The sequence below is a fragment of the Halomonas sp. HP20-15 genome (assembly GCF_033446685.1).
GTDB lineage: Bacteria > Pseudomonadota > Gammaproteobacteria > Pseudomonadales > Halomonadaceae > Modicisalibacter.
In genome coordinates, this window is sequence record NZ_JAWQLY010000014.1 from 15,478 (window position 1) to 33,029 (window position 17,552).

A 17,552-nucleotide genomic window follows, 5' to 3' on the forward strand; every position below is an offset into this window, starting at 1 on the left:
GCGAACGTTCTGAAGGACAGCCCGGTCAGTCGGGTAGCTGGTAGGCGATGATCGAGTCGCCGGTCCGGGTGCCCAGCGAGCCGTGGCCACCGGCGACGACCAGCAGCGTCTGCTTGCCGCGGGAGTCGCTGTAGGTCATCGGCGTGGCCTGGCCGCCGGCAGGCAGGCGCGCCTTCCACAGCTCCTCGCCGCTGGTCACGTCGTAGCCGCGCACGTAGTAGTCCAGCGTGCCGCTGATGAAGGCCACGCCGCCGGCGGTCATCACCGGGCCGCCGAGGTCGGGCACGCCCATCTTGAACGGCAGCGGCAGGGGGGCCAGGTCGCGCACGGTGCCGTTGCGATGCTTCCAGACGATCTCGCCGCTTTTCAGGTCGGCGCCGGCGACGTAGCCCCACGGCGGTTGCTGGCAGGGCAGGCCGAGGGGCGACAGGAAAGGCTCGAGCGAGACCGCAAACGGTGCGCCGAAGTTCTCGTTGAGCCCGGGGCCGGGCGAGCCGTCGGAGACTTCCAGCGAGGTGGCGTCCTCGCGAGGGACGAGTGTCGAGACGAAGGCCAGGTACGACGGCGTGGTGAAGGCCACCTGGCGCTCGGGATCGACGGCGATGCCGCCCCAGTTGAAGACCCCGAAGTTGCCGGGATAGACCAGCGTGCCGCGGGTGGAGGGCGGCGTATAGCGACCCTGATAGTTGAGGCCGTGGAACATGATGCGACAGGCCAACTGATCGAACAGCGTGGCGCCCCACATCGCTTTGCCGCTCAATGCGGGAGGGTCGAACGACAGCTTGGAAACCGGCTGGGTCGGTGAGGCGACGTCGGGCAGCCGGCTGTTCTGAGGCACCTGACGCGCTTCGACCGGCAGCACCGGCTCGCCGGTTTCGCGATCGAGCACGTACAGCTCGCCCTGCTTGGTCGGCGCGACCAGCGCCGGCACGCGGCGGCCGCCGACATCCAGGTCGACCAGGCTGGGCTGGGCGGGAACGTCATAGTCCCACAGGTCGTGATGCACGGTCTGGAATACCCATTGGAGCTTGCCGCTGGCCAGGTCGAGCGCGACGATCGACGACGAGAAACGCTCGGTGGTGGAAGGGCGGTTGGCGCCCCACTGATCCGGTGACTCGTTACCCATCGGCAGGTAGAGCATGCCGAGCGCTTCATCGAGGCTGGCGGTCGACCACATATTGGGCGTGTTGGCGGTGTAGGCGGCGTCCGCGGCGATCGGCTCGGTCGCCTTGGGATCGCCCGGGTCCCAGTTCCACACCAGTTCGCCGCTGACGGCGTCATAGGCGCGGACTACCCCCGATGTGCTGTTTACCGAGACGTTGTCATTGATCGCCCCGCCGACGATCACCAGTCCCTCGCGTTGGCTGACCGCCGGTGCCGAGGTGGAATAGTAGAATCCCGATTTGATGTTCGGCATGTTGGCGGTGAGGTCGATGCGGCCATGCTCGCCGAAGCCGGGACACAACTGGCCGCTGTCGGCGTCGAGTGCCAACAGCTGGGCATCGGCGGTGGGCACGAACAGGCGGTGCTCGCATGACCCATTCGCCGCGGAGGCACCGGTGTCCGCCGGACTCGCGGCGTCCGCCGGCGGGGCGCTCGGCGCGTAATAGGAAACGCCTCGGCAGGTCTGGTGCTGGCGGTTTAGATTGAGCGCCGAGTTGGCGTCGAAGCGCCAGCGCTGCTCGCCGGTATCGGCATTCAGCGCAATGACGATATTGTGCGGTGTGCACAGGTAGAGCGTGTCGCCGACCTTGAGCGGCGTGACCTCGTAGGTAGTCTCGCCGGGATCGCTGGGGCCGCGCACGTCGCCGGTGTGATAGTGCCAGACCTCCTCCAGGCGGGCGACGTTGTCCGGGGTGATCTCGTCGAGCGGCGAATAGCGCTGGCCCAGGCCGGTACGCCCATAGGCATGCCACTCGCCGGGCGGCAGGGTGCCACTGTCGTTGGGGGTCGCGGCTGCCACGCCGGGTGGCAACTCGCCCTCGATCGCGTGCGGCGCGGTGAACAGCGAGATCAGCGCGACCAGCAGCGCGAGCGCCAGGGTCATCGTCAGCGGCATGCTAGAGCGTCGCCAGTCCTGGCCTGCAGCGGGTAGCTGAGCGTCGTCCTGCGGCGGGGCCGTCAATGAGCGGGCGACCCAGGGCGTCGCCAGCCATAGGCCGATTGCTACGATCAGGCTACAGCGCGGTACCAGCGCCCACCAGTCGAGGCCGGCTTCCCACAGCGCCCAGAGCAGGGTGACGATGACCAGTGCGGCGTACGTCCACAATCCCTGGCGACGGCGATTGACGAGCTGCCAGCCGCTGATCAGAAAACCCGCCCCGGCCAGCAGGAAATACCAGCTGCCGCCCACGGCGATAAGCCATACGCCGCCCATGCTCAGGGCGAGTCCGATCAGCAGTAACGCCCACCCCGAAACGATTGCCGCCATGGTCTCTCCCTGTGCGCCGGGCTTTCGGGACGCGAATCCTTGCTTAGTCCAAGCCTAGTCGGTTTGCGCGCCGCGACAAACGAGCCGTGACGCGGCGCGCACAGCTCGAAGAGGGCTTAAAACGGGGGCACGACGGCGCGGGGCCATCGACGGGCGAGGGTCAGGCGGCGCTGATCAGTTCGTACTTCTTCAGCAGTTGATCGCGGGTCTCGCTGCGCGTCGGGTCGAGCGGGATGCAGTCAACCGGGCATACCTGCTGGCACTGGGGCTCGTCGAAATGACCGACACACTCGGTGCACAGGTTGGGATCGATGACATAGATCTCTTCGCCGGCCGAGATGGCGTCGTTGGGGCACTCGGGTTCGCAGACGTCGCAGTTGATGCATTCGTCGGTGATCATCAGCGCCATGGTTCATATCCTCGCTGCGTAAAGAGGGATTATCACTGGCCTGGATTCCGCTCGGTTGAGCTCCGTCCGGCGGGGCCCTGGTCACAATGGAAGTGTTCGCGCAGCGCATCGGCGACGCGTGGGTGCACGAGTCCGCTGATATCGCCTCCCAGGCGCGCGATCTCTCGCACAATGGTGGCAGAAATATAGGAATTTTCGACCGCGGGGGTCAGAAACAGGCTTTCGATATGCGGAGCCTGGGCGCGGTTCATGTTGGCCAGTTGCAACTCGTACTCGAAGTCGGACACGGCGCGCAGCCCACGCAGTATGATGCGCGCGCCCTGCTGGTCGAGCAGCTCGGTGAGCAGGCAACTGAAGCCGGTGACCTCGACATTGTCGAGTTCGTCGACCACGTCGCGGGCCAGCGCCACGCGGGTATCGAGATCCAGCGTCGGGCGCTTGCCGGGGCTCGCCGCGACGGCGACCACCACCTTGTCGAAGATCCGCGCGGCGCGCTCGATCAGATCGAAATGACCGTTGGTGATGGGGTCGAACGTGCCGGGGTAGACAGCGATGTTCATGGGCGATCCTGTCGAAACGGGAGCGGTCGCGGACTGCGAAAAGCCCGGGCGCTTAGCGTAGTCGATGCCCGGTGGCGCGACAAACGCCGCCGGGCCCCATGAGTGCTCGCGGCGAGGCCGCGCAGTCACTCGTCGTCGAGACGTCCGTAGGGATTGTCCACGGCCAGCGAGACCGGCCGGGCATAGCCTGGAATATGGATGCCGTCGGCCTCGATGGTGAGTTCGGGGCCTTCCAGTACGCCTTCGCCGAAGCGGTAGATGACCGAGAACTCGCCGGCATCGGCACGCTGGACGTAGTCGGCGCTGGCGGCCAGCGTCGCCTCGCGGCGCTGCTTCCAGGCGTCGATCGCAGCCTGGCCGTGGCGCTGGGCCAGCAGGCGCTCGGTGACCGCCGGCGACAGCACCAGGCCGGTGGCGTTGTTGCCGCCGAAGCCCTTGGCGTTGATGAAGGCGGCGTCGGCCTGAAAGGCCAGCGGCTCGCGGAAAAGCCGCAACCGCTCGGCATGCACGTCGTCGGCGATGGCATCGAGGGTGGGGATCCCGGGGATCATGCCATAGGCGAAGCTGCCCAGCGCACTGGTCAGCTGGTCGCCCGCGGCGCTGCCCTGGGAGTGGCCGACGAACGCCTTGAGCCCGGCCACCGGCCAGTCCTCGATGCCGTTGGCGCGGGCCACGGCATCGAGAACATGCGATTCGGTGGTGCGATTCTTGGGCGTGCTGGTGGCGTGGGCATGGATGAAGCTCCTTTCGCGCACCGCACGCTCGCCGAGAATCTCGCGGGCCAGGCTCACCGCCTTGCCCAGGGTGACGTAGTTGCCGATGCCCGGCGCCGAGATCGAGCGCTTCCAGCCGTCGGCGTTGACGAACACGCCGGGGGCCGCGCCGAGGATCTGGGCGCCGGTCTCGAGCGCCAGGCTGTCGTCCATCAGCAGCACGAACTGGCTGGCCTCGGCGATGGTGAAGCCGCAGTTGCGGGCGAACGGCCGGCAGGCGCGCTGATAGTCGCTGTCGGTGAGCAGGCTCAGCGCATCGAGCGCCTTGAGGCTGTCGTCGTCGGCCAGCGCGCCCATGCTGCGAAAGCCCTCGATGATCTCGGGGGTGACCGGCGCGTCGCTGGTGCCGACCATTACCACCCGGCGCGCACCGCTACGGATGTCCTCGATACCCAGTCGCAGGTTGTACAGAAAGCTCGCGCAGGCACCCTGAATCGCCCCGGTGGCGCCGACGCTGCCCAGCACGTAGGCGTTGAGAAAGTCCGCCGGCATCTGACCGTAGCCCAGCGGCATCTGCTTGGAGGTGGCGCGATTGCCGGAGACGAAACTCTTGAGCAGCCCGCCCCAGCCGGGCTCGTCGAGCTGACCGATGGAGTTGCCGGCATAGACGGCGACCTGGTCGGGGTCGAGGCGATCGTGCAGCGCCTGCCAGTCCAGCCCACTCTGGCCCAGGCAATCGCTGGCGCCGAACACCGCCATCGACAGCCCGCGCGGATGGTGCACGCTGCGATACAGCCGGCCGGGCTCGAAGCCTTGAGGCAGCCGACCGGCGGCGCGCACTTGTGCCTGGCGGCGCTCCGGCAGCAATACGTCGAGCACCCCGGCCGGGACGCTGACCTCGACCTGCCGGCCGTCGACGTCGCGGACCTGCCAGGTCTCGGGCAGCGGATCGGGCAACTGGCGACGCCGCACCTGAAAGGTCAGCGGTCGCTCGAGATGCATCTGCGTCGGGCGGTTGGCGGGGATGCCGTCGGCGTTGAAGGCGGGATCCTCGTTGCGACGGATAAGGGTGTGATCGAGCACCTGCTGGCGTACATGGCTGGCCAGCTCGCCAGCGGCGATCGGCTCGCCGTGCATGTTCTGCCAGCTGCCATCCTGCTGACGGCTGATCAGCTGCATCATGGCGGCCAGGCCGATCAGGGTACGTTCCTGCTCCTCGACGGGCAGGGCATCGAGCACCGTGCGCCGAAACGCCTGGTGTCCGGAGGTCCTGCCGGCGGCATTGACACCGCCCATGCCGACAATCACCGGTAACTGTGACAAGCCGCGTCCCTCGTTGTGCTGTGAGTCTACGAGTCCTGTTGCTGTCTGGCCTCGCGCACCGCTAAGGGCGGTGGCGGGCCGGCAGAACGGCGGGGCATCTGGGTGCCCTGATGATCGAGTCTGGGGCGCGATGATAGCACCTGCCTCGCAGCCCCGTCATGCTGCCCGGGCCAAGTGATTAACCACTTCGGGGGCAAGCGCCGCGATCGACGATTAAACGCATGTTTGAAAAAAGCCGTGCTCCGGCTTATTCTGAAACGGCTGTTTGAGTCATACGAGTTTAAGTTGGTATTGGCGCGCCCGAGGGTGCGCCGTTTTTTTGCTAGACTAGCCGATCTTCGATTCGTTCCGCCGAGCGCGCCAGTCTGCCATGCATGCTTCTTCCCGATCCGTTACCAGCAATCAATCCGCTCCCCACGATGACCTGGCGCGTCGCGTCGCGCGCGCGCTGAATCATCCGCTGCGCAAACCGATCGCCGAGCACACCCGCCGGGCCTTCGCCGAGGCCGAGCGCTGGCTGGCAAGTCAGTCGCGCCCGCTGGTGCTCGATGCCGGTTGCGGGGTGGGGCTGTCGACCCGCCAGTTGGCCGGCATCCACGCCGAGCATGCGGTGATCGGCATCGACCGCAGCGCCGACCGCCTGGGGCGCGATCACGGCCCGCTGCCCGACAACGCGCTGCTGGTACGCGCCGATCTGGTCGATTTCTGGCGTCTGGCGCTGGCCGCCGGCTGGCAGCCGGCGCATCACTACCTGCTGTATCCCAACCCCTATCCCAAGGCGGCGCATCTCAAGCTGCGCTGGCACGGCCATCCGGTGTTTCCGGCGTTGCTGGCGCTGGGCGGGCGGCTCGAGGTGCGTTCCAACTGGCGGCTGTATCTCGACGAGTTCGCACTAGCCACGCATCAGGTCAGCGGCCAGCGGCCCACGGTCGTCGAGCACGCCCCGCAGGGAGCCTTTCTGACTCACTTCGAGCGCAAGTACGTCGCCAGCGGCCAGGCGATATGGCGGCTCGACGTAACGCTGCCCTATGCACCCGGCTTGGTTCCCCAGCCGCTGCCCATGACTCCTAGCGAGACAGCCGCGCGCTGAGTTCGTTTTCCAGCCAGCGGGCGATCGGCCCCTGCCCGGCGGCGCGGCGGCGCACCAGTTCCACGCCGACGCTGGCCGGCTCGGGCAACTCGCTGATCGCTAGCCGGCTGACCAGCGAGCGATACATCGGGTAGGCGGCGATGTGTTCGGGCACCAGCGCCCAGCCGATGCCCTGGCTGACCAGCTCGGCGATCGCGTAGTAGCTGTTGAGTTGCCAGACTCGTGGCGACAGCCGCGCCAGGCGGTGGCCCCCGAGCGGAGCGCCGCCCAGCGGATTGCCGCCCAGCGCCGAGGCGACCACCAGCTGGCGATGGCGGCTGAGCGTCGACAGGCGCACCTCGCGCTCCCCGGCCAGCGGATGAGCGGCGGCGACGATGGCGGTCTGCGACAGACGCGCGATCTGACGCACGCTGAGCGTCTCGGGCAGCGTCGGCTGGCTGAACAGCACGCCCAGGTCGGCGGTGCCGTCGGCGACCCAACTGGGAATGTCGTCCTGCGCGCCATTGAGCAGCGACAGCTCCAGCGCCGGCCAACGCTCGGCGAGCACCGTCAGCGCCTCCATCAGCGGCGGATAGGGCAGCGCTTCGTCGACGGCCAGGGTCAGCCGCGATTCCTCGCCGCTCGCCAGGGCGCTGGCGCGGGCGGCGAGCTGATCGCACTGGCGCAGAATCTCGCGCGCCTCGAGCACCACCGCCTCGCCCTCGGCGGTGAGCACCGGCGTGCGTCGTCGGCGGTCGAACAGCGTCAGGCCGAGATCGAGCTCGAGATGGGCGATCGCCGTGCTGACGGCCGACTGCGCCTTGCCCAGGCGGCGCGCGGCGGCCGAGAACGAGCCGCTGTCGGCCGCCGCCAACAGGCAGCCGAGCTGGTCGAGATTCCATTGCATGATCTATCTGCTTTTCTGATAGTTGTTAACTCGTATCCATCAAGATACTGCCTAGAATGCCTGACGACCATGACATCATGCGAGGGAGGCGGCGATGCGTAGCTGGAGAGAGCGCTTGGCGCATACCACGCTGTTCGAGGCCGGCGGGCTGGTGCTGGTGACGCCGGTGGCAAGTTGGCTGACCGGTCACGACATCGGCCGGTTGGGGCTGCTGACCGTGTCCCTGGCGACCTTCGCCATGCTCTGGAATCTGGTCTGGAACCGGCTGTTCGATCATTGGGTGCCGACGCGCCGGCGCAGCCTGGCGCAACGCGTCGCCCAGGCGCTGGGCTTCGAACTCGGCCTGCTGGTCATGACCCTGCCGGGCGTCGCCTGGTGGCTGGGAATCGGCGTGGTCGAGGCCTTCTGGCTCGACCTGGGATTCATGCTGTTCTTCCTAGTCTACGCGCTGGTCTTCAACAGCGTCTTCGATGGCATCATGCAGCGCCGCTTGGCAAGGAGGAGTGTCTGATGGCCTACGTCTACTTGTGTCTGGCGATCGTCGCCGAAGTGTTGGGCACCAGCGCGCTCAAGGCTTCGCAGGAATTCAGCCGGCTGTGGCCGAGCGTGGGGGTGGTGATCGGCTACGGCCTGGCATTCTACTGGCTGACGCTGGTGCTGCGCACCTTGCCGGTGGGCATCGCCTACGCCGTGTGGGCGGGGCTGGGCATCGTGCTGGTGACGCTGATCGGGGTGCTGTGGTTCGGCGAGCGGCTCGACTGGCCGGCGGTCGCGGGCCTGGCGATGATCATCGGCGGCGTGACGGTGATCCAACTGTTCTCGAGCGTCTCGACGCACTGAACATGGCGCGACGGTCTTCGGCTAGCCTCGGTGGCCTGCTAGGCTAGGGAGCTTTCGCCAACCGAGGGTCTCCCATGCTTCGCCCGCTCGCCGCCGTGCTGCTGTCGCTGATCTTGCTGGGCGCCGCCACGCCCGGCCTGGCCGCCGGTTTCGATTATGTCTCCAGACTCGCCGATAGCGGCTTTCGCATCAGCGCCAAGGCGCAGCTGCTCGACAGCGGCGCGGTGCTCGGCGAGATCGCTCCACAACGTCAGCTCTCGCCGGCCTCGGTCTCCAAGCTGTATATCGCCGCTGCCGCGCTGGATCGCTGGGGACCGCAGCACCGCTTCACCACGCGTCTGGTCTCGACCGGCGCGATCGATGCGCAAGGTGTCCTGCATGGCGATCTGGTCTTCGAGGGCGGCGGCGACCCGGCGCTCACCTCCGAGGATCTGTGGCGGCTGATCCAGCGCCTGCGCCTGCAGGGTGTGAGCGCGGTCGATGGACAACTGGTGATCAGCCAGTGGCGCTTCGGCCCGGTCGAGTGCCTGACCACCGACCGCTGTCAAACCCAGACGCGGACCGATAACGCCTACAGCGCGCTGCTCTCCTCGGCGGCGGTGAATTACGGCAGCTGGTGTCTCAACGTGCTGCCCGGCAGCCGTCAGGGCGAATCGGCACGTATCCTGAGCTGCGATACCGTCGAGCCCACCACCCGCATCGACAATAACGTGACCACCGTGGCCCGCGGCGGCGACACCCGGCTGGCCGCCGAGCGCATTACCGACGCTCAGGGCGACGTGCTGGCGATCCATGGCCAGATCGCCATGCAAAGCTACCCACGGGCGATTTATCGCGCCAGTTCCGACCCCGCCAGCCAGACCGCCCAGACGCTGATGGCGATGCTCGAGCGGACCGGCATAGCGGTCAGCGGCGGCCGTGCGACCAGCCACACCCAACCGCCCGACAGCGCCCGGCAGCTCGCCGCGGTGGATGGCAAGCCGCTGCAGGAGCTGCTGCTGCGCACGCTCAACTATTCCAACAATTTCATGGCCGACACCCTCAGCCTGAACCTGGCCGACACCCCGCGGGCGACCCTGGCCGAGGGCGGCGCGGCCATCGAGTCGTTCGTCGCGGGCGTGCCCGGCCATGGACCGGTAACCCTGCTCAGCGGCAGCGGCCTGACCACCGAGAACCGCACCTCGGCCCAGGGCGTCAATGCCTTGCTCGAGGCGATGTACCAGCGCCCGGCGCTGTTTCCGACCTTCGTCGCCGGGCTCCAGTTGCCGGTAAACGGTCCGATGCGCTTCATTCGTCGCGGCGACCCGCTGTTCCAAAGCCACGTCATGCTCAAGACCGGGACACTCAACCAGCCCTATTCGGTACGCTCGATCGGTGGTTACTTCCGCACCCTGGAGGGGCGCTGGGGGTCGTTCAGCGTGCTGGTCAACGGCACCTCGCAGACGCCGTACCTGTCTTGGTCGCAGGTCCTCGATCCGCTCTCCAAGGACCTGGCGGCGATGATCCGCGCCTACTGAGGGGCGGCCCGCGAGCCACGACCGCTCAATGTCGGGTGCCCCGGGGCCGCGCCAGCAGGTCGAAATCGTCGGCCAGCGTCTTGAGTCCGGTACCAAGCGCCTCGCCGTCCATCGGCAGGCCGTGGCCGGTCATCGCCACGCTGGGATCAAGTGCCGCCAGGCGTCTGACCGAGTCGCGCGCGGCATCCCAGTCGGCGGTGAAGTAGCGCGGCGGGCCGTTGAGTTCCTGATGCTGGGTCAGCACCTCGTAGAGCTCGTCCTGGCGCACGGTGACGAAGGCATCGCCGACGATCATCGCGCGATCCGCCTCGCGAAAGAACGACACATGCCCCGGGGTATGCCCGGGCGTGTGGATCCAGCGCCAGCCGGGCATGGCGGGGACGCTGCCATCCTCGGGTAGCGTCTCGATGCGTGGCCGCAGCTCGATGGGCTGGCTGGGAAAGAACCGCGACAGCCGCGCGACCAGGCCGCCTTCCACCTGGGGCTCGGGATAGGGATAGTGTCGCTCGCCGGTGAGGAACGGCATCTCCTCGCGATGCGCGTAGACCGGCACGTCCCAGTGCTCGGCCAGTTCCACGGCGGAGCCGACGTGATCGAAGTGACCGTGGGTCAGGATGATCGCCCGCGGCCGGGCCTGCTTGCCGTAGCGCGTCTCGGCGGCCCGGACGATCTGCTTTTGCGAATCGGGCATGCCGGCGTCGATCAGCACCCAATCGTGGGGATTGTCGGCCCTGCCGACGAAGTACACGTTGACGATCTGTACGATGAGCCCTTCGACATCCGCGACGGGTTCGAAGCAGGTCCCGCTTTTCAGCGATGTCAGCGGCATGTGCTGGTTGTGCAATGGATTGTGTGGCATGACGATCTCCCTGGCTGTTTGCCCTGTATCCACCGAACCACCGTGGGCGGCGGACACGTCGTCCGAATGAGGCGGAGCGCTCCATGTGCTCCGTGGCAGAGTCCTTGTCCTGCAGCTTAGACGCTGGCTCGGTCGTGCCCAAGCGGAGCGGGGTTGGCCACGCGGCCCGGCGAGTGACGTAGAATGAGGACATGCCGTACTACCGCGCCGTCGCCACGACCAAGGAAGCACCATGACGCAGATGCACTGGGAGCGACTGCTCGACCCGCAGCGCCTCAACGACAAGCCGCGTGCCGCACGCGGCGAGATCGGCCGCAGCCCGTTCCACAAGGATCACGATCGCATCGTCTTCGCCGGCTCGTTCCGGCGCCTCGGACGCAAGACCCAGGTGCATCCGTTGACCGACAACGATCATATCCACACCCGCCTGACCCATTCGCTGGAGGTCGGCTGCGTGGGTCGTTCGCTGGGCATGATCGTCGGCGAGAAGCTGGCTCACCGTCTGCCGGACTGGATCACCCCGGCCGACCTGGGGGTGATCATTCAGGCCGCCTGCCTGGGCCACGACATCGGCAACCCGCCGTTCGGCCATGCCGGGGAATACGCCATCCGCGACTGGTTCAAGCGCGCCGAGAGCGACGGCAGCGGCCTGCTAGAGGGGCTCTCGGAGACCGAACGCGAAGACCTTCTGACCTACGAAGGCAACGCCCAGGGTTTTCGCATCGTCACCCAGATCGAGTACAACCAGTTCCGGGGCGGCATGCGTCTGACCGCGGCGACGCTGGGCACGCTGCTCAAGTATCCCTGGACGGTCGAGCATGGCGGCCGCGCCGGCAAGTTCGGCGCCTACCAGTCGGAAAGGGCGCAGCTCGCCGAGGTCGCCGAGCGCCTGGGCCTCAAGCAGCGCGACGACTGGGCCTGGTGTCGCCATCCGCTGGCCTACCTGGTCGAAGCCGCCGACGATATCTGCTATGCGCTGCTCGACCTCGAGGACGGCCTGGAGATGGGCATCCTGCGCTTCGACGAAGTCGCCGGCGTACTGATCCAGATCGCCGGTGGCGAGCCGGCCGAATATCCCCAGATGCGCGCTGCCGGGGCCTCGCAGCGTCGTTGCATCGCCGCCTTGCGCGGGGCGGCGATGGAGCGCGCGGTCAACGATGTGGGTGAGGTATTCGTCCAGCATGAGCAGGAATTGCTAAACGGTGCGCTGCAGGACGATCTGCTCGAGCTCTGTCACCCGGATCTGGGATGGGGGGTCAAGTCGGCCAAGCAACTGGCGCGCGAGCGGATCTTCCAGAACGAGCGCAAGGCCAAGCTGGAGATCGGCGCCTATACCACGCTGGGCATCCTGCTCGAGGCGTTCATCGGCGCCGCCCACGAACTCCATCATCAGGGCCGCTCGACCTTCAAGCATCAGCGCGTACTGGCATTGATCGGCGAGAACACGCCGAAGCCCACCTGGACGCTCTACGATAGCTATCGCCGGATGCTCGACTTCATCGGCGGCATGACCGATCACTACGCCGTGGACCTGGCCCAGGAGATGGGCGGGCGGCTAAAGGGCGACTGACGGCTCGAGCGCGAAAGGGCGTTTAACTCGAAATATCCGTCGCAACGTCAGGCATAAAAAAACCAGGCCCGCCTAGGCGGGCCTGGTCGCTCGAACCTTTCGGTTCGGAGCTCGACTAACCGGAGATTATCCGAAGTTAGACGGGCTTGATGTTCGCGGCTTGCAGGCCTTTCTTGCCCTGAGTCACGTCAAAAGAAACCTCTTGACCGTCCTGCAGAGACTTGAAGCCTTCGGCCTGAATTTCCGAGAAGTGGGCAAACAGATCGTCGCCGCCGTCAGCGGGAGAGATGAAGCCGAAGCCTTTGCTGTCGTTGAACCACTTGACTGTGCCAGTTGCCATGTTAACTATCCTTGCGCGCTAGGCGCCTTGTGCGATTTGCCGGGTGATACCCCGAGTTACAGTGGGTAAAACAAAGGAGATATACCAGGCTACCGAAGGACTCGATTACAACTGACTATATGCAACTTGCTAACCTACTGACCTCAATGTCTCACACTTCGAGGCTCGGCGTCAATCCGCGCACCGCCGAACGCGGCTTGGCGACGCACCTGAAAGGGCTACTGGCATGCACATCGGCGAGACGACCATGAGCCACTCCGGCCGTCGGCCAGCGACGGGCGCGAGACGTATCGGCGCGCTGTTGCTAGGATTGTTGCTTGGCCTGTCGATCTTGGCATCGGCCGGGGCGCAGCCGGCCCTCGATGGCGAGGGCTTCGATCATTACACGCTGGCGCTGACCTGGCACCCCGGCTTCTGCGAGTCGCGCCGCGATCCGCCCCGCGAGTGCCGCGAGCCGCGCCTGCGCGGGTCGGCCGACGATGGCTTCGTGCTGCATGGCTTGTGGCCGTCGTTACCCGAGCGATTCGCCGAGGATGGGGTAACGCCCAGGCGCTGGTGGGCCGAGGGTTGTTTTCTCGAGCAGCCGCGTGCCCGGGGCAGCTTCTGTCGCGCGCACCGGCCCTTCAAGCTGCCCGAGGCGCTCGCCGGTGCGCTCGACGCGGCCATGCCCGGCCGCGCGAGCTGTCTCGATCGCTACCAATACGCCAAGCACGCCGCCTGTCTGAACCTGCCCGCCGAGGCCTATTTCGCCACCGCCGTGGATCTCGTCGCGGCGATCAACGCCAGCGCCTTCGGCGATTTCGTGGTGATCAACCAGGGTGGCTCCGTGGCCCGCAACGCGCTGATTGCGGCCTTCGAGGCGGCTTTCGGGGAGGCTACCGGCCGCGCCCTGCAACTGGTCTGCAGCGGGCGCGGCAACCGGCTGTTGAGCGAGGTGCGCATCGGCATCGCGGCCGACGCGTTGGCCTCGTTTCCCGCTTCGTCGAGCCTGGTACCGCTGCGGCGCGGGCGCTGCGCCTCGCGGATACATATCGCCCGCCTCGCAGCCGCCCAGCCGGCAAACGAGCGTAGCCTGCAAACAAGGCCGGGAACGTGAGCGTTCGCTTGCGCTAGATCGAGGCGCGTTCGCGGCGGCGATCGTCGAGCAGCGCGGCGCGCCGGGTCAGTGCACGGGCCACGTCGTCGTGCTCGGCATCACTGAACTCGCCGAGACGCGCCTCGGCGAGCAGCTTGGCCAGCTCCTCGCCGCTGACCACCAGCAGGTCGTCCGGCGCCTCGCCGCTATCGATCCGCCAGCCGGGCAGAACCAGCACGCCGCGCACCGGTACGTCCACTCCGCACTCCCGCGCCAGCCAGTGGCGCATCCAGCCCGCCGCCTGGCGGGTCTTGCGTAGCGGTTCACGCTCGCTCCAGCCGGGAAAGCGCAGGCGCTGGCCCTCCACGGCCACCTGGTCCTGAGGCCGGCCGGCGGCGTCCAGCGGATGCGTCCGCGCGCGGGTCTCCACGACGAACACGCCATAGGGCGTCAGCGCCACATGGTCGATGGTGAAGGTGTCGCTGGGAATGTCGTGAAACACGAAAAACGGGTGATCCTCGGGGCGGATCAGGCGCTCGAGTTCCTGGCCCACCGCCAGTTCGCAGGCCAGCCCCAGCTTGAGCCGGCGAATGCGCTGGAAATCGCGCATCAGCAAGAAGCAGAACAGCAGCACCAGCGCCGAGCAGAGCAGCCCGTAGAGCGCCCATTCGAACCAGATTTGCTCGTCGGCGAAGAGCATGCGGCCCATGCCGAAGGTCAGCGGCGCTAGGATCACGATCGGTCCCAGCGCGCCGTTCAAAAACAGGCTGGTGAAGGCGCGATCGAGGCGATCGCGCAGCGCCTGGCCGGGCTCGCGCAGGGGATGGGCGTCGAACGGCGAATGGACACGGGCGTCGTGCAGGTTGCGTAGCGCCACCACGATGCTGGCGGTGGCGCCGAGCGGCGCCAGGAAGATCAGCGGTAACAGGTATTCCAGCCAGGCCATCTCATTCATCCTTGCCGCGATGGTGCGAACGAAGCGCTCATTCTAGAATCTGTTGGCGTTTCCGCGCGAGCCGCATTGTTGCCAAAGGGCGCGGTTCAAGCCGAGCGGGTGATCGGCGTGTAGGCGACCACCCGATTGCGCCCTTGGGTCTTGGCGCTGTAGAGCGCCTGGTCGGCGTGGCGCAGCCAGTCGTGATAGTCGTTCATGGCGTCGGCCGATTCGGCCAGCCCGATGCTCAACGTGCAGGGCAGCAGGGCGTCGCCCTGGACCTCGGGGCGCGGAAAGCGCTCGCGCAGCGTGTCGAGCAATGGCAACGCCTGGTCGATGGGCGTGCCGGGCAGTATCACGCCGAACTCCTCGCCGCCGTAACGACCGACCAGGGCCTGATCGCCCAGGGCCTCGCGCAGGAAAGCCGAGGCGCGGCGCAGGGTCTGGTCACCCATGGCATGGCCGAAGGTGTCGTTGATCTGCTTGAAATGATCGAGATCGATGAGCGCCAGGGTGGTCGGGCGATATTCCTCGGCGAAGTGACGCTCGGCCAGCGTTTCCCAGTGGCGGCGGTTGTACAGCCCGGTGAGGCCGTCGGTACGGCTGAGCCGGGTCAGCAGGCGTTTCTGCTCGACCAGCGTCTTGGCCTGGCGGTAGACGATCTGGCCGATCGTCAGCGGGTAGACGATCAGCAGCGGCAGGCAGGCGAGCAACACCAATGGTGCGGGCACCAGCGTGAAGGCCGGCACGTCGAGGACCAGCCAGCCGAGGGCCGCGCCGGCGCACAGCGCGATGAGTCCGCGCGCGAGCATGCGCAGCCCGCCGACGGCGATGTTATTGAAGCACAGCAGCGTGGCGAAAACCGCACACGGAAGTACGCTGAATCCCATCGCCGCGGCCCAGACGCCCCCGAGCAGGGTATCCAGCAGTAGCAGGCGGCGCTCGTGGCTGTGCGGTTCGCGGCTGCGCGCGGTCCACCAGCGGGCGATGTGCGGCCAGGCCAGGCCATTGAGCGCCAGGAGCAACCACAGTGGCCAGCCGGCGCCGGTTTCATGGAGCGTCGCGGCGACGCACAGCGACCCCAGCCCCAGGCCGATGATGCGAGGCAGATAGGCGCGCCGGGAGAGAGCGAGGCGCGGGTCGCGGCGGGGTGTGGCGGCGTCGTCAGACATGCGGCGTTACGGTCCTGATACTGGCCACCCGGGCCGGGTGTATGAGACGTTTTACCTTGACGCAAAACCCGACTGGCGGCTAGTGGAAAGTTGCATGACGACGATCAACGATATGCGCCCGGCGCCGGGCTCCTGGCCCGCCCCGGGGGAGCCTGGCGGCGCCGCGCCGCAGGACCCGCTCCAGGCACTGCAGGCGTTCGTCGAACGCTATCCGCGGTTGATGGTGCTGACCGGTGCCGGGGTCAGCACCGAATGCGGCATTCCCGATTACCGGGATGCAAAGGGCGCCTGGAAGCGTTCACCGCCGGTCCAGCATCAGGCCTTCATGGCCAGCGCGGCGACCCGCCAGCGCTACTGGGCGCGTAGCCTGATCGGCTTTCGCGCCATCGAGGGCGCCCGCCCGGGGCCGGCGCACCGCGCCCTGGCGCGGCTCGAGGCGCTCGGCCACGTCACCGCGCTGGTCACCCAGAACGTCGACGGGCTGCACCAGCGCGCCGGCTCCCGGCGCGTCATCGACCTCCACGGGCGTGCCGAGCTCGTGCGCTGCATGGGCTGTGGCGCCAGCCGCATGCGCTACGCGCTGCATCAGGAACTGGCGGCCCGCAACCCCGACTGGCTGGCGCTGGACGCGGCGGTCGGCCCGGATGGCGACGCCGACCTCGACGGCCTGGACTTCTCGCGTTTCCAAGTGCTCGACTGCACGCGCTGTGGCGACGGTATCTGGAAGCCCGACGTGGTGTTCTTCGGCGACAACGTGCCGCGCACGCGGGTCGATGCCGCCTTCGCGGCGCTGGCCGAGGCCGACGCGTTGCTGGTCGCCGGTTCGTCGCTGATGGTCTATTCGGGATTTCGTTTCGCCCGCCAGGCGGCCCGCGACGGCAAACCGATCGTCTGTGTCAATCGTGGCCATACCCGCGGCGATCCGCTCTATGCCCTCAAGCTCGACGCGCCGGTGGGCGAGACCCTGACGGCACTGGCCGAGGCGCTGAGCTGAGCCTGCACCGGCGTGTATAAAGTTTTCCCTTCGGCGGCCGTTATCGTCTATTCGACCGGCCCCAGATGCCGGCTGATTACCCGATAAGGCAGGGAAGGGAACATCATGCAGCTCGTCAGCAAGATTCTCATCGCCGCGGCGCTGGCCGCCGTTTCCGCTCCGGCAGCCGCTGCGGGTCAGTGGTCGCTGGGCGCCGGCGTCGGTACCACCGGTTACGAAGGCAGCGTCAGCTACCGCTTTCACGACAATTTCGCGCTTACCGGCAGCTATAGCGGCTTCACCTACGACGACATCGACTACGAGAGCGACGACGCCGACTATAGCGGCGACTTCGATATCGACGTCTACGGCCTGAGCGTCGACTACTTCCCGTTCGCCGGGCGCTTCTATCTCTCGGCGGGGGCGGTGCGTCCGGATATCGCCATGCAGGTGGTCGGCAAACCCAAGTCGGGTACCTCCTACGAGTTCAATGGTGAGGAATATACCGCCCAAGAAGTGGGCACGCTCGAAGGCCGCGTCAGTCTCGGCGATTCCGTGCAGCCCTACCTGGGGCTGGGCTGGCGCGGCAGCCACCAGCCGGGCCTGGGGGTGTTCGCCCGTCTCGGGGTGTTCCTGACCGATGCCGAGGTCGATCTGCGTGCTTCCAACGAAAACGTTAACCAGGGGCTGGCTCAGGATATCCAGCAGGAAGAGGACGATCTGCAGGACGACGTCGACGAGTTCGGCGTCTATCCGGTGGCCATGGTGGGGCTCGAGTACACCTTCTGAGGCTGCGCAGCCGCGCTAGCCAACGCAAAAAAGCCCGGACCAGCCCGGGCTTTTCGTGGTTCGCCTCGCGG

General features: G+C 67.2%; 17 protein-coding genes. 8 read left to right on the top strand and 9 right to left on the bottom strand.

Annotated elements, in window-relative coordinates; genetic code table 11:
- Nucleotides 1–25: 25 nt before the first annotated feature.
- The 4 genes from R6258_RS16250 to R6258_RS16265 form a co-directional block, all read right to left on the bottom strand.
- The gene (locus tag R6258_RS16250; RefSeq protein WP_318452750.1) at nt 26–2,431 is read right to left on the bottom strand and encodes a glucose/quinate/shikimate family membrane-bound PQQ-dependent dehydrogenase; all 2,406 of its coding nucleotides are present in this window, start codon (nt 2,429–2,431) and stop codon (nt 26–28) included.
- 160 nt (nt 2,432–2,591) lie between these two features.
- Nucleotides 2,592–2,840, bottom strand: a complete 249-nt coding sequence (locus R6258_RS16255) for a YfhL family 4Fe-4S dicluster ferredoxin (protein ID WP_031382295.1) — start codon at nt 2,838–2,840, stop codon at nt 2,592–2,594.
- A 32-nt stretch (nt 2,841–2,872) separates the two neighbouring features.
- A complete protein-coding gene (gene coaD / locus R6258_RS16260) occupies nt 2,873–3,400 on the bottom strand; it encodes a pantetheine-phosphate adenylyltransferase (protein WP_318452751.1) in 528 nt (175 codons plus the stop codon).
- Nucleotides 3,401–3,525: 125 nt separating this feature from the next.
- Nucleotides 3,526–5,409 carry a beta-ketoacyl synthase gene (locus tag R6258_RS16265; protein WP_318452817.1) on the bottom strand — a complete coding sequence of 628 codons (1,884 nt, stop codon included), beginning with the start codon at nt 5,407–5,409 and terminating at the stop codon, nt 3,526–3,528.
- A gap of 397 nt (nt 5,410–5,806) precedes the next feature.
- On the opposite strand from R6258_RS16265, the gene trmB reads away from it, so the two are divergent.
- Nucleotides 5,807–6,526 (top strand): SAM-dependent methyltransferase, encoded by a 720-nt coding sequence (gene trmB / locus R6258_RS16270; protein ID WP_318452752.1) that lies wholly within the window; start codon nt 5,807–5,809, stop codon nt 6,524–6,526.
- Here the strand turns inward: trmB and R6258_RS16275 are convergent.
- Nucleotides 6,504–7,412, bottom strand: a complete 909-nt coding sequence (locus R6258_RS16275) for a LysR family transcriptional regulator (RefSeq protein ID WP_318452753.1) — start codon at nt 7,410–7,412, stop codon at nt 6,504–6,506. The genes trmB and R6258_RS16275 overlap by 23 nt on opposite strands.
- 94 nt (nt 7,413–7,506) lie before the next feature.
- Between R6258_RS16275 and R6258_RS16280 the strand changes: the two genes are divergently transcribed.
- From R6258_RS16280 to dacB, 3 genes are all read left to right on the top strand, one after another.
- Nucleotides 7,507–7,923, top strand: coding sequence for a PACE efflux transporter (locus tag R6258_RS16280; protein ID WP_318452754.1), 417 nt, complete (start codon nt 7,507–7,509; stop codon nt 7,921–7,923).
- The gene (locus R6258_RS16285; RefSeq protein WP_412176389.1) at nt 7,920–8,252 is read left to right on the top strand and encodes a DMT family transporter; all 333 of its coding nucleotides are present in this window, start codon (nt 7,920–7,922) and stop codon (nt 8,250–8,252) included. Before R6258_RS16280 ends, R6258_RS16285 begins: the two co-directional genes overlap by 4 nt.
- Nucleotides 8,253–8,326: 74 nt before the next feature.
- A complete protein-coding gene (gene dacB, locus R6258_RS16290; RefSeq protein WP_318452756.1) occupies nt 8,327–9,769 on the top strand; it encodes a D-alanyl-D-alanine carboxypeptidase/D-alanyl-D-alanine-endopeptidase in 1,443 nt (480 codons plus the stop codon).
- Nucleotides 9,770–9,794: 25 nt separating this feature from the next.
- Here dacB and R6258_RS16295 read toward each other — a convergent pair whose 3' ends face one another.
- Nucleotides 9,795–10,628 carry an MBL fold metallo-hydrolase gene (locus R6258_RS16295; protein WP_318452757.1) on the bottom strand — a complete coding sequence of 278 codons (834 nt, stop codon included), beginning with the start codon at nt 10,626–10,628 and terminating at the stop codon, nt 9,795–9,797.
- Nucleotides 10,629–10,860: 232 nt separating this feature from the next.
- Between R6258_RS16295 and R6258_RS16300 the strand changes: the two genes are divergently transcribed.
- The gene (locus R6258_RS16300) at nt 10,861–12,198 is read left to right on the top strand and encodes a deoxyguanosinetriphosphate triphosphohydrolase (RefSeq protein ID WP_318452758.1); all 1,338 of its coding nucleotides are present in this window, start codon (nt 10,861–10,863) and stop codon (nt 12,196–12,198) included.
- A 136-nt stretch (nt 12,199–12,334) separates the two neighbouring features.
- Here the strand turns inward: R6258_RS16300 and R6258_RS16305 are convergent, their stop codons facing one another.
- A complete protein-coding gene (locus R6258_RS16305) occupies nt 12,335–12,538 on the bottom strand; it encodes a cold-shock protein (RefSeq protein WP_318452759.1) in 204 nt (67 codons plus the stop codon).
- A 247-nt stretch (nt 12,539–12,785) separates the two neighbouring features.
- Between R6258_RS16305 and R6258_RS16310 the strand changes: the two genes are divergently transcribed.
- Nucleotides 12,786–13,634, top strand: coding sequence for a ribonuclease T2 family protein (locus R6258_RS16310; protein ID WP_318452760.1), 849 nt, complete (start codon nt 12,786–12,788; stop codon nt 13,632–13,634).
- 13 nt (nt 13,635–13,647) lie between these two features.
- Here the strand turns inward: R6258_RS16310 and R6258_RS16315 are convergent, their stop codons facing one another.
- Both R6258_RS16315 and R6258_RS16320 read right to left on the bottom strand, forming a co-directional pair.
- Nucleotides 13,648–14,559, bottom strand: coding sequence for a nuclease-related domain-containing protein (locus R6258_RS16315; protein WP_318452761.1), 912 nt, complete (start codon nt 14,557–14,559; stop codon nt 13,648–13,650).
- A 95-nt stretch (nt 14,560–14,654) separates the two neighbouring features.
- On the bottom strand, nt 14,655–15,719 hold the full coding sequence (locus R6258_RS16320) for a diguanylate cyclase (RefSeq protein ID WP_318452762.1): 1,065 nt from the start codon (nt 15,717–15,719) through the stop codon (nt 14,655–14,657).
- 94 nt (nt 15,720–15,813) lie between these two features.
- Between R6258_RS16320 and R6258_RS16325 the strand changes: the two genes are divergently transcribed.
- Nucleotides 15,814–16,713, top strand: coding sequence for an NAD-dependent protein deacetylase (locus R6258_RS16325; RefSeq protein WP_318452763.1), 900 nt, complete (start codon nt 15,814–15,816; stop codon nt 16,711–16,713).
- 105 nt (nt 16,714–16,818) lie between these two features.
- A complete protein-coding gene (locus R6258_RS16330; protein WP_318452764.1) occupies nt 16,819–17,481 on the top strand; it encodes a hypothetical protein in 663 nt (220 codons plus the stop codon).
- Nucleotides 17,482–17,552 lie beyond the last annotated feature (71 nt).